At 32.7% G+C, this 13,584-nt stretch carries 7 protein-coding genes; 6 read left to right on the forward strand and 1 reads right to left on the reverse strand.

Translation table 11 applies throughout. From position 1 onward, the window contains the following. The first annotated feature begins 26 nt into the window (after nt 1–26). On the forward strand, nt 27–2,696 hold the full coding sequence (locus tag J8M14_RS11120; RefSeq protein ID WP_211074687.1) for a TonB-dependent receptor: 2,670 nt from the start codon (nt 27–29) through the stop codon (nt 2,694–2,696). Here the strand turns inward: J8M14_RS11120 and J8M14_RS11125 are convergent. After that, nucleotides 2,693–4,318, reverse strand: coding sequence for a hypothetical protein (locus J8M14_RS11125; RefSeq protein WP_211074688.1), 1,626 nt, complete (start codon nt 4,316–4,318; stop codon nt 2,693–2,695). The genes J8M14_RS11120 and J8M14_RS11125 overlap by 4 nt on opposite strands. Before the next feature lie 381 nt (nt 4,319–4,699). Between J8M14_RS11125 and J8M14_RS11130 the strand changes: the two genes are divergently transcribed. The 5 genes from J8M14_RS11130 to J8M14_RS11150 all read left to right on the forward strand — a co-directional run bounded on the left by J8M14_RS11130 (nt 4,700) and on the right by J8M14_RS11150 (nt 13,498). Further along, nucleotides 4,700–6,928, forward strand: coding sequence for an ATP-binding protein (locus tag J8M14_RS11130; RefSeq protein WP_211074689.1), 2,229 nt, complete (start codon nt 4,700–4,702; stop codon nt 6,926–6,928). A gap of 12 nt (nt 6,929–6,940) precedes the next feature. Next, the gene (locus J8M14_RS11135) at nt 6,941–7,651 is read left to right on the forward strand and encodes a response regulator transcription factor (protein ID WP_211074690.1); all 711 of its coding nucleotides are present in this window, start codon (nt 6,941–6,943) and stop codon (nt 7,649–7,651) included. Nucleotides 7,652–7,854: 203 nt separating this feature from the next. Continuing rightward, a complete protein-coding gene (locus J8M14_RS11140) occupies nt 7,855–9,726 on the forward strand; it encodes a phage baseplate assembly protein V (protein ID WP_211074691.1) in 1,872 nt (623 codons plus the stop codon). A 3-nt stretch (nt 9,727–9,729) separates the two neighbouring features. Then, nucleotides 9,730–10,593, forward strand: a complete 864-nt coding sequence (locus J8M14_RS11145) for a hypothetical protein (RefSeq protein WP_211074692.1) — start codon at nt 9,730–9,732, stop codon at nt 10,591–10,593. Further along, nucleotides 10,586–13,498: a PAAR-like protein gene (locus J8M14_RS11150; RefSeq protein ID WP_211074693.1), complete on the forward strand. Its 2,913-nt coding sequence runs from the start codon at nt 10,586–10,588 to the stop codon at nt 13,496–13,498. Before J8M14_RS11145 ends, J8M14_RS11150 begins: the two co-directional genes overlap by 8 nt. The last annotated feature ends 86 nt before the right edge of the window (nt 13,499–13,584 follow it).

Raw genomic sequence — 13,584 nt, forward strand, 5'->3', positions numbered from 1 at the left:
TAGTTTAGATTAACCAACTCGATTACATGAAAACCCCCTTATTATTTGCTTTGGCATTGCTTTTCACTATGGTATGCTTTGGTCAAGAAAAATTAAACGTTTCCTATTCAGAGACTCCTTTAAAGGAGGTACTTACTGATATTGAATCAAAAACTTCTGTGCTGTTTTCTTATGGACAGGAGGTTATAGCTTCTAAAACCATAACACTATCCCAGCAAGAGATAACCTTTGATAGCCTTTTGCCTTTATTGGCGGCACAAACAGGTCTTATTTTTGAAAAAGTATCTGCACAACAAGTAATCATATCACAAAAAAGGGTGATCTGTGGTTATGTTTATGATTCAGACTCAAAGCAATCTCTCCCTTATGTTACCGTAATTATTGATTCTGATCGTAACACTACGACCGATGATAATGGATATTTTAGTTTTGAGAATATAGATCAAAACTCAGAAAATGTACGTTTAAGTTTTATAGGGTATGATGATAAAGAACTCCGTATTTCTATTGGTGAGCCCTGTACAACTATTGAGTTAGACCCTATATCATCTGCACTAGACGAGGTGGTAGTATTGGGATATATCACGACTGGTATTGATAGGAACAAGGATGGTTCACTATCTCTGGATTCAGAAAAATTAGGAATTTTACCAGGATTAGTAAGTCCTGATATATCGCAAAGTATTCAACTCATTCCAGGTATTTCGACCCTTGATGAGTCAGCGACAGGTATTCAGATTCGTGGAGGATCTCCTGATCAGAATTTGGTATTGTATGATGATATCAAGTTATTCAATACCGGGTATTTTTATGGTATGTTCTCTCTGTTTAATCCTTTCGCAACACAAAAAGCAACTGTTTATAGATCTGGGACCAGTTCTTCTTATGGGGATCGTATTTCTGGAATCATCGATATTTCTAGTGGAGATGTTATTCCCAAAAAAACAGAAGGAGGACTTGAAATTGACGGTTTATCTGCAAATGGTTATATAAAAGCTCCTTTATCAGAGAAAACTGCCGTATATGTTTTTGCCAGAAGATCCTATGCTGATGTTTTGGAAACACCAACGTATACTAGTTATGAAGATAAAATATTCACAAATTTTGGAGTAGCTAGAGATATTAACGGAAATGTACTAGAGCTCGAAACAGATGATGATTTTAGTCCGCAAACCAGTAGTACTGATTTTTCATTTGCTGATATTGGCACAAAACTTATCTTAAAACCAAATAAAAAGCATAGTATTTCTGTTAGTGGGTTATATACCAGAAATCGTTTAGATTTTGACTTTACAGGAGATGGTGAAGAATTTGTTGTAGATTCATTAATTACACAAAACAAAGGGGTAAGTGTAAATTGGCAATATAAAGCTAGCGAAAAACAACAAACGAAACTTGCAGCCTATTTTTCTGAATACAACTCTTTTTATCAAAATGATGAAATAAAAGATGAAACCGATGATGGTATTTTGGACCTGGCAGAGATTAATATTCGTAAAAACGACATTACCGATTTAGGAATAAAATTTACCTCTATTTCTACTATTAACGAAACACAACAGCTTACATTAGGATATGATCTTTCATATACAGATTTAAATGTTCTTATCAGTAAAGAAAATCCTATTGATGCTGAAATAGAAAACTCCGGTCAGAACGATAGCAATCTTAAAAATGCACTATTTGGTGAATACACCTTTAATCTAAAAAACAAAGGATTTATTAATACCGGACTTCGACTTGTGCATTATAGCTCTTTAGATGAATTTTTAATAGAACCGCGTATTAATTTTGAATACCCCCTGAGTGATCGTTTCCGATTTAAAACTGCTATTGAAAGAAGGAATCAACCTATTTCTCAATTAGTAGAGTTTAATCATACCGAGTTACGTCTAGAGAATGAATTATGGCGTTTATCAGACGATGGACAATTTCCCTTGTTAAGCAGTAATCAAATTTCTGGTGGATTATTATATCATTATAAACGTTTTAATATTGATATTGATGCGTATTATAAAGAGCTAGAAGGGTTAACTACATTTACTAATGGATTTAGTAATCCTTTGGAGAACTTAGAAGAAGGTGAAAGCACAATAAAAGGGTTAGATATTTTGCTAAAATATAGATGGGATAACTACAAAATATGGGCAGGTTATACCTATAACGACATTACGTTTCAATTTCCTAATCTTAAAGACACTCCTTTTAAGTTTCCAGGGAACAATGATATTACACATTCCTTCAGGATTTCCAACACTTTACAATTCAAAAACTGGCAGTTTTCTCTGGGATGGCAGTTTAGAACTGGAAAACCTATTACTCCAGTAAACAGTTATGAAATTCAAATTGATGCTGATGGCGAAAATGCTGGAGTAGTAAATTTTGGTTCTGTGAATAGTGACAAGTTACCAGATTTTCATCGTCTAGATGCTTCGGTTTTGTATGATTTTAATATAAAATCGGGTAGCAAAAAACTAAACGCGCAATTAGGATTATCATTCCTAAATATATATGACAGGGTAAAACCGTTAAATTTAATATATAAAGCAGAACGTAAACCATTAGATGATGGAGGGATAGCAATCCCTGGTACTACGGGATCTACTCCTGAGGAACTTGAGGTAATTTTAGAACAAGTAATTCAACGATTTTCTCTAGGCTTTACACCTAATGCTGTATTTAGAATTTCTTTTTAAACTTCAAGATATTCCAGGATTGGGGCTCCTTTGGGAGCATTAATCTTTTTACGTAGACGATACCTGTTCATCATTACGCTATCCTGAGAAATTGCAAGCATATTGGCTATTTGCCCTGTATCTAAATTCAATTTCTCCATGGCAACCAGGCGTTCTTCTGATTGGGTAAGCTCATACCCTTTATTCTTTATATTACTAAAAAAAGAAGGGTATGCTATTATAAATTTTTCTTTAAATGTATACCAATCATCTTTGGTTAAGATTTTACTTGTTGCAAGATGTTGTAAGTTTTGTATAGATTCTTTTTCACCTACTTCAGTCTTTAACTGTTCAAGTTCTTTATGTAAAGCTTCCTGCTCTTTACTTTTTGCAACCAGCTGAGCGGTAAAATCTTCTAGCTCTTTTTTGTTTTTTTCTAGTTCTTCTTTTGCCTTAAGAACTCTGTTCTTATAAATTCTTCTAATAAGGTAACCTATTGTTATCCCTGCTAATACTGTAATAATAAACAGTATGAAATATAATCTCTTTTTGGCACTTTCGGCTTCAGTTATTAGCTTTAGCTCACTTTTTTCTTTTGCAAACCCTAAACTATCTCGTACTTTTTGTTTTTCATAAGCAAAGACGGTCTCAAGCTTTGCTAACTTTTTTGCTTCTTCAACATCATTGCGTTCTTCTAATAATTTATGATATTTTAAATATGCCTCAAGACTCTCTTTGTAGTTCCCTATAGCTTCATAACTCCTACTTAATTTAAGATATCTAAAAGGTATTACGGCTTCACTTTTAAGCTCTACACATAAATCTATAGCTTGTTTTAAATATGTTATTCCCTTTTCAGGTTGACCTACATCAGAATAGTGAACCCCTAACGCATATAAACCAGATTCTAAACCTATTTTGTTATTACTTTTCTTATGGAGCACTATGGCCTTCTGCAAATACCCTAAACTACTTTTGTAGTCCTTATAACGCCTTAGTATAGCTGCATAATTTGCATACATTGCGGCTTTTTGATAATCTGTTCCTATAGAATCAACAAAATGGATAGATTTATTGTAGTACTTCATGGAGTTAACAGTGTCATTTGTTACCCCATAAGCAGAGCCTAACGAACTATAAATTTCTAACAATTGTCCTGTTTGCTTATATTTTTTAGCTACTTGTTCAGCTTTTTTAAGTTGCTTAATACCATCTTCCATGGAATTTAGTACAGAAATCCATGCTTTGGCCTTTTGATGATAGGATGTAGCTAATAAAGAATCTAATCCATGTGCAAGCTTTATATCGATACTTTTTTGAGCTAATATTGCGGCTTCATCAAAGTTATGTTCTCTACGTTCATAATAACTAAGGAAATGATAAGCATCTGCTTTTCTTTTATTAAAATAATTATTTTTTGACTTTCGAGAGGTTACTAAACTATCAATATACTGTACAATTTGATAGAGATATTTTTTAGCTTCGCTGGGTTGACGGTCTGATTTTTCTTTAGCAAGAGCATATAATTCCTCAACTCTTATACTATCTTGAGTATCTAAATTTTCTGATCCTTGTTGTCCTGTTCCTACAAAAAACGTAGAAAAAAAAACAATGATGAATAGTAATGGAATTTTCTTTTTCATTGTGTCAGAGAATATATAGATATTAGAAATACTAATATAGTGAGTGGTTGGTTAATCATAAGATAAAAATAATCATTCTCTTCAGTTTAGTTCTGTTATTAATCAAAGAAAATATGATTGGTTTGATATTAAAGAAGTTTCCAGATATCACAAAAATTAAAATAATCGAATAGTTAATTATTTTATTCGAGAAGTCTTTCCACTAACCTTTTATTAATATAAAGAGAACTAATATCAAAAAGGATTTAATTTTCATTTTTTTAAGTATTACTCCTTGTATAAATCTAAAAGCTCTAATATCAGTATGTTAAAAAAAACTAAACGTATTTAATGTATAACCCCTTGATTTTTGTATTTTAATGCTTTCTTAAACCCTTATTAATGCCAACCATAAAAAATATTACTTTTTTTTTAATTTTCATTTCTTTTTTAGTTCAAAGTCAAAATGAAAAAGATCACTGCAAAGAATGGCGTAAAAAAATAGATACAATTTCTAACTTAGAGCGTGGAATACAATATGGTAAGTCTTCCATTCCAAAATTATCTTCTACTTGTAGAATAAAAGCTTATGTAGAAATAGGTATGCGTTACGCATATAAATACCAGATAGATTCCTCTTTTTTCTATATTGATAAAGGAATAAAGCTAGCAAAAGACCTTGAAGCAAAAGAAGAATTATCTTATGCATACTCAAGAAAAGCAGAGATATTAATAGGAACGGCAAAATACGATGACGGAAAAAACATGTTAATCAAAGCAAAATCCTTACTTAAGGATTTTCCTAATAGTACAAGCTGGACCAACTATTATGATAAACAAGGGTATTATTCCTATATCAAAGGCGACTATCAAAAAGCAATAAAATTCATGGATTCTACTGTTTTAGCTTCAAAAAAAAGCAAAGATACTAGTGATATTCATAATTACTATGAGAATCTAGGGGTAGTATATAAAAGATTGAGCGCATTTGAAAAAGCAATTGAATATTTTATAAAATCTGTAAAAATTAAAGAGCAATTAAATGCACTTAGAAGTATCGGGGAAACATATAGATATTTAGGCAGTTGCTATAATGAATTAGGGCAATATGAAAAAGCTAAAAACTATTTTGAAAAAGGAATAAAAGTAGGAAGATTGAACAATAATGATCATACTTTATTTTCCAATTACGCCGCAATAGCTTTTTCTAATAGACATCTAAATTTGTTCGAGGAAGCAAATAAAGCAATTGATTCAGCAATATTTCTTGCTAATCAAATGAATAGCAAACGCAACCTAACATATACTTATATAGAAAAAGGAGAAATTCTCCTAAAAGGCTTTAAAGACAATAAAAATGCAAGGCTTTTCTTTCAAAAAGGATATCAAATTGCAAAAGACACAAAGGTAAACCCCTTAATATTTGATTCATTAAAATCGCTAGCCGACTTATCACTTTATGAGGAAGATTATGCTGAATTTCTAAAGCTTAAAAACGAATTAAAGGTATTGATTTCCAAAGATCCCCAAATTGATTTTAAAGCCTACTTGGAAAAAATACTGACTCAATATTATGAAAAAACTAAAAAGCCTGAAAAAGCCTTATTTCATTATAAATCATATATACAGATAAGAGATTCTATATCAAATGAGAAAGTACAAACTAAAATAGCAGATCTAGAGAAAAAATATGACACCGAAAAAAAAGAGTTACAAATTGTAAAATTAGGCCAAGAAAAAGAAAAACAGGAAAAACTGACAGCTAGAGCAAACCTCAAACAAAATCTTTTCCTTGGTTTTTCTATCTTGTTAGTGGTACTATTAGCTTTTGGAACTTGGGTATTTTTAAAACTTAGAAAACAACAACAACAACTAGGAGAAGCTCATCAAAATCTAACGGAAATAAATCAGGTAAAGAATCGCCTTTTTTCAATCATCGCTCACGATCTAAGAGGAATGTTACTCCCTTTTCAAAGATCAGGGAAGATCCTAAAGTATCACATAGATAAAGGAAACCATGAGCGAACCATAGAATTATCTCAAGAACTTGAGAAAAACTCAGAAAGCTTATCAACTATGCTGGATAATTTATTGAGTTGGTCCCTGGAACAGATGAATGGATATCGATTACATCCAGAACAACTTTCTGTAGCCAACCAGCTTCAAGAAATTGTTCAAGGTTTTGAGCAACAGGCTGCTTATAAAAACACAAAAATAGATGTAAAATACAAAACAGATGTGACTATCGAATTTGATAAAGGAGCTTTTCATGTTATTTTTAGAAATCTAATTGGCAACGCACTAAAGTATACCGAAAAAGGGAATATTAGAATTGAGTTCCGAAAAGATTTCAATACATTAGTATGCTCAGTTACCGATACCGGTGTCGGAATGACTGAAGAACAACTTCAAGATATTTTTACTTTAGAAGACAACAAAACTACTATAGGTACACATGGAGAAAAAGGTACCGGACTAGGACTTAACCTGGTTTATCGCTTTGTAAAAATGCATAATGGTATTATCAAAGTATCTTCAGAAAAAAGAATTGGCACACGTTTTGACATAAGCCTTCCTATCACAACATCATTAAACAAACAGACTGAAGGCGTGAAACCTATGTCTGCATAAACTAAAAGGGGCATGAATATCTATATCGTAGAAGATAATATATTTCATATAGAAGATCTTAAAATCTCACTAGAAGAATTGGGACATACCTGTTGTGGGACTTCTGATGATCCATTTGAGGCACAAGAAGAAATTGGGAAATTAATGCCAGATGCTGTGTTGGTAGACATACACCTACGTGGCAAACAAGCCGGAATTGCATTAGCCAAAAGAATCAAATCCCTATTCCATCTTCCCGTATTATTCACGTCTGCCGATAGTAATTTTGAAGTTATATCAGAAGCTGCAGATATCGACCCTGTTGCTTACCTAACCAAACCAATACACATCAAAGATTTACAGGCTGCTCTTATATTAGCTCAAAAACATACACCACATACTGAAACAAAAACTGAACAAGTATCACATTTGTTTGTCAAAAATGGTAATAAGTTGGTAAAAATAGATGTCGATAGTATTCTTTTTGCGCATACGGATTCCAAAAATTATTGCTCATTAGTGACCACGGATCATAAGAAACTATCTATAAGAAGTTCTATTCTTAATTTATACGAATCATTAGATAAAAACAATTTTATCCAAACACATCGATCATATATCATCAATTGGCATAAAATAGATTCTTTTCACGAATCTGACCAAACCATCGAGATTCAAGGGCATCATATTCCTTTGGGACGAACTTTTAAGAATGAAGTCTATAAACGATTAAAGATACTTTAGGTATAACAACCATATTAACTAGTAAAATCGAACAGTTTAATTAGGGCGAATTACATAAACCACTACAATTCATACATTCATCCACAAATTTTAATCATTTATCCACTTCTAGATATTTAGTTATATGATATTTCATTACTTTATAGAGATATATTGTATGAAATAGGTTATACAAGCTACCTCATAGAAAATCTAACAAACTTATGGCAACAAACACACAAATTCAGATTTTTATTGGCAATGAATCTATTCCAGCTTTTCAAGCCCTTACTCTACATCAGGAAATAGATGCGCATCACAATTTTGAACTCATTTGTAGAAAAGATGTCCTGGAGACCAAAACATCAGAGTTTTCAGCAGAAAGCATTAACTTTTTGGGAGAAATTTTTTTACTAAAAATACAGTCTCTTGATGGTTTTTCTGATGAAGAAACATTAGAATTTAAAGGTGTTGTTACCTCTATTAAGACTGTAAAAGGTTTTTACCAGCGTAAAGGAGATTTGGTACATATACTAGGAAAAAGCTGTAGTATTATAGCTGACGATGGCCCTCATTATGCATCTCACCAAGAGGTTGGGCTTTCTGAAATTTTAGAAAAAACTTTCAAAGGATACGACAAAGGAGCATTGCAATTTTCTTTTTCACCCAAAAAAACCTCTCCTATTCACTACAGTGTACAACAAGAAGAAAGTTCTTTCGAATACACTAGTAGACTAGCATCACAATATGGCGAATGGTTTTATTACAATGGTACTCAATTAGTGTTTGGCAAACCAGAAAAAAAAGACCCTATAACCTTGCGATATGGATATGACCTTTTGGAACTATCTATGAATTTAGAAACCATTCCTAATAGTTTTAAATACTTTACTAATGATTATTTAAATGATACATTTCACGAAGTAAAAACAAAAGAAATAGGATCAAATGCCAATGGATTCAATTCTATTGTAAGCAGAAAAAGTAATCAGATTTATCAAAAAGAAACGCAGGTTTTTGTTAGTGCGCATGATAATCCACAAATGAAATCAAGGATAGATGAGCAAGCTAGATTACAAAAGCAAGCCAACGAAGCTAACCAGGTAAAAATTAACGGAAAAAGTAGTAACCCTGCCATTGCCATAGGAGGGTTAGTCCAAATAGAGGGAGAAAACTCTTCTTATGGTGGATATAGAATTACCAAAGTAACTCATACCTGTAGTGAAAATGGGCGATATGAAAATACGTTTGAGGGGGTTACTTCGGATATCAATACTTATCCAAAAACATCTATTAAAGCATTTCCAAAAGGTAAGTCTCAAACAGCAGTTGTGGTAGACAATGTAGACCCAGAAGGAATGGGACGGGTAAAAATACAATATGCATGGCAAAAAGAATCAGGAGAGACCTCTCCCTGGATTAGACAAGCCAGTCTGGCTGGAGGACCAGGTCAAGGAATGTATTTTGTGCCTGAAAAAGGAGATGAAGTTATTGTTGATCACGAAGGTGGTAATGCAGAATCTCCTATTGTAAAAGGAAGCGTAACCAATTCCTCCTCAGTACCCGAGAGTTTTAAGAGTGGTAATAACCACTTAAAAGCCATAAAAACCAGAAGTGGTAATCAAGTAACCCTTAATGATGCTGATGGTAGTGTAACCATCGCTGACCCTAGTGGCAATACCATTGTTATGGGTGGTAATGGCGAAATCACAATCAATGCACCTAATAAAATTACTTTCTCCTCTACTGATATTGTTATGGATGCTAGTAATGATTTAACCGTAAACGCCGGAAATAATATTAGCTCTACTGCGGCCACTGACATTAGTTCATCAGCTGGAGCAAACTTAAAAATGGATGCAGGGAGCAATCTGGCAGCTAAGGCAGGATCTAAAGCTTCTCTTAAAGGAGATAAAAGTGTTACCGTTTTTGGCAAAAGAGTATCCATAACAGGAATGATTATGACCAATATACAAAGTGGTGCTATACTCACTGTAATGACTATGGGAGTTCTAAATCTAACTGGAGCCGCCAAAAATTTACTTAACGGTGCCAAAGTTACTATTCTAGGGAAACGAGTAGAAATCAATGATTAAACCATGCAAACAACTCTACCGTTAAAAAATAGGGATATCATATATCACCATGTTACCAAACCATTGAATTACCATTTGGAAACATCTACACTTTTAGTGTCTGACAGTAACCAAACAAATAATACGATAACAGCAGATGTTACCAAAACATTCATTAAAAAAGATAATTCCGGAACTCTTTTTTCTGTAGAAACTAAAAATAGAAAGCAATCTAATCTTGAAGGCAATGCAACATTAGAAAATGAATTGGCCTGGCTACAACAAAAATTGGTTTTATATTGTAATAATCATGGTGAAATTACTACAGTAGTGAATAGACAACAGATTAAAGAAGATTGGTATTTTCATAAAAAAGAAGTAAAAAAAAGGCATAAGAAAACTATAGATAACATAGATTTAATTTTAGATGGTGCAGAAGCTTTATTAGACGATGAAAACGCTTTTATAGAATTAATATGCAAATCTGAAATAATAACCTTATTACTACCACCTATTTATGATCAAAAACTTTCAAGAAAAAAACAGCTTAAACAACATAAAATATTTCCGCTTTTTTTTGATGATTATGAGCTTCCTCTATCTATAAAAACAACACTTTTAGATAATAAAGAAGCTGTAAACAATCAAATCATTAGATTAGGTAGTATTGATAATAATCAATTTAAATCTGCTGAAATAAAACGGTTTTTTAGAAAATTGTATAATGCACAAGACTTAGCCATAGATATTGATGTAGCATACCTTGAAACCTTAGATTTAGATAAGAATAATGACATCTATGCTGCCACTCAAATGATGGGTGTAGAAATCGATAGTTTATATCGTTACAGACAAATTTCCAAATTAAAAAAAATAGCGCATGTCTAGACAGTTTGTACCTAGTGGAACCTTGATTACCTGTAGCATTGCTTCAGGAGAAACAACAGAAATAACGGCAACAAACTCTACAATTACTATTTATGGAGAAAACTGGTTAACAACTAACGACAATGTACCAAATGCTAATTTCAAACCATTTCCTTCCTGTTCTAGTAAATGTAAAGTGCCTTGCGCTATTATTAAAGGGGAATGGGAAACTCCAGCTTCTGACAAAATTTTAAGTAAAGGTAAAAAGTTATTGGCCGATGACAGTACATTAACATGTGATAAAGGTGGAAAGATTTCATTAGTAATGCAATGTGTAGGTGATATGGTAGATCCACCTAATACATTTGATAAACTAAAAGAATCTCTGAATGGTACGTTTAAAACAGTTGTTAAGAAAGTAGAAGCCATACAAGCTGGAGTAGCGGGTTCCATTGCCACAACAGTAGGAGATATTGCTGCTCCAGTTACAGCTGTAATTAATAACGAAGCAGTACAAAGTGCATTGCAAACAGGACAAGAATATCTTGCTAAAGCACAAGAACTAAAAAACACAGTCGATGAACATATAGAAACAGCTGGTGATAGTACCGAAACTCTTAGCGAATATATCGAACAAGAAGTGGGTGGCAGAGAAGCTATAGCAACAGATTTAGTGTATGATGTTACTGATGGTCTTCAACAAGAATTAGATGATTTATTAAACAATGTTGAAGACGCAATAAATCAAAATTTAGATGAAATACGAAATGGAATTAATGTAGCAGGAACTAATCCTCAATCCAATCCTTTATTAGATATATTATCTGGAATTAGGGATGCTGGTACTGTTTTAACTGAAAATCCTGAAAATGCTCCCTTCCAAGTAAACGCTAACTCTGATTCAAGTATATTCGACACTCATTCAGTAACAACCAGAGCGCCTCACCAAACTACAAGCCTCTCGGACAGAATTGATGGTTTAACAAATCAACTCAGCGCTCAAACCCAAGAAATAAGAGATGAATTAAGTTCCGAAATCGCTGATTTAGAGGCATTAATAGAAAGATATAGCTTAAACAATTATTTACAACAAAAAATAGACGACGAACTAGATAGACGAATTAAGAAAGCTGAAAAAGAATCTGCCGAATTACAAACCGATATGGACAGAGCGTCTACGTTATTATCTGGATTAGGCAATGAATATAATGACTTTGTCACAGGATTTTCTGACCAAATTATTGCTAAATTTAATAGTGAAGTAGATCCAAGATTGGTAGAAGCACAAGAAAAACTAAAGACCGCTAATGCTAATTTAAGCACAGCAGCAACAGGTCTTAATGGTGCTAAATTTATTGCAGGTGGCTTACCAGCTGGATTAGTAGTAACCAAAGCCAAGCCTAAAAAGAAAAAGGGTGATAAAGAAGGGGTAGGAAATGGAACTGGTGCAGCACTTTCTTTGGTTGAAGGTCCCTCATCATCATCGTCTAGCAGTGAGACTAGTAAATTAAAGTTAACCAAAATTACTTTCGATACAAAATATGATGTTTGCAGTGATGATGCCGAAAATTTCGATGATATATATGTACTTGAGGATGAAGATGGTTATTATCATTATATGCTAGATAGAAGCATCCCAGATAATGCCATCACTAAAAAGCCCAAAAATATTCCTATAATGTTTAGCAGTAGGGATATAATAAGCTTTACGGCAACCATAGAACTAGAGGACCCTAGCGACCCATTAGCAAAAACTCCAGATATTAGAGTTATAGATAAAAGTGGTGCTTATCTATTTAATATTGTTAAAGGGGCAACTAATTCAAAGTTTGCCATAATTGTTTCTAGTACAAATGTACCTTATGCTGGAACTGTAGAATATTTTAAGGATTTTGAACTCGTTTTTGAATATTCTGAAGATGGTGTAAATTGGATTAATCTTGGGCAATCTGTAAATAGATTATATATTACTTTGAAAAACCCCGAATATTCAAAAGCATTACCAGATTTTCAATTTACGGATGCTAAAAATAAAAGAAGTATACCAATCATTACAGAATCTTTACTTTGGTGGGGCTGTAAGCAAGCAAAAGGGCTTGATGATGAAGAATTAATTCTAGATGAGGTTTTTAAATTATTTGAGACCAAAAAAGTACTTAGAGCAAGAGAAGGAACGAGCTATTTAAGAACAAATTTAAATACTAAAGGATTAGGATATTGGAGAAATCGAACTTCTTTTATCGGTACTAAACCTAAGTATCCATTAATTATGCCATTGCCAAGAGGTAGAGGTTTAGGAGAGCTTCTAAGAGATGGTGAGGGAAGATGTGGAGAATTTAGTCTTCTTCTTACAGCAATAATGTTAGCACAAGGGATAACATCTGTTAGTCCCTATGCATTCAAAACATCTCAATTTACAAGCTTAAATCCAAATCAATGGCCAAGTTATAATGAAAATCTAGATAATAATATTCCGAAAACATTCTTTCCGACGGTGTTTCTTGTAAAAGGTTGGAAAACAAATGATCCAAAAGCGCCAAAAGAAATTTCTACTTCTGGCAACAAAGCACAGGGTAATTCTTTCCCTTTACATTTCTTTTGGGATCATGTCTATACTGTTTTTAGAAAAGGATCAAAAATTAAGTATTATGACCCTTCGTATGGAATTAAAGGAAATACATACTTTTCTAGTGAAAGAGAAGTATTGGCACAATACGCAAAAGATGCAATAGAAGGAGTGGTTCTAGTAAAGCTTAGCCAAAATGCTATTGATGGTGAACCTTTTTACGACAAACAACACTCTAAGCTCTTTTTTAATTTATTTAATCCCGTAAAAGCATACAGACGGAAAGATGATGCACCTAAGTATATCTATAAAGTAGAGAAAAAAAATATGTCAAAATATTTAGAAAAAAACACACTGTAAATTTATCATGTATAATAGTTAGTAAATTTTGATCATTCAGAATTTTATACCGAACTCTATATTTCAATAAATAAAACTATTACTAA

Origin of the sequence: Aquimarina sp. MMG016, from assembly GCF_018100805.1 — a bacterium.
Classification (GTDB): domain Bacteria; phylum Bacteroidota; class Bacteroidia; order Flavobacteriales; family Flavobacteriaceae; genus Aquimarina.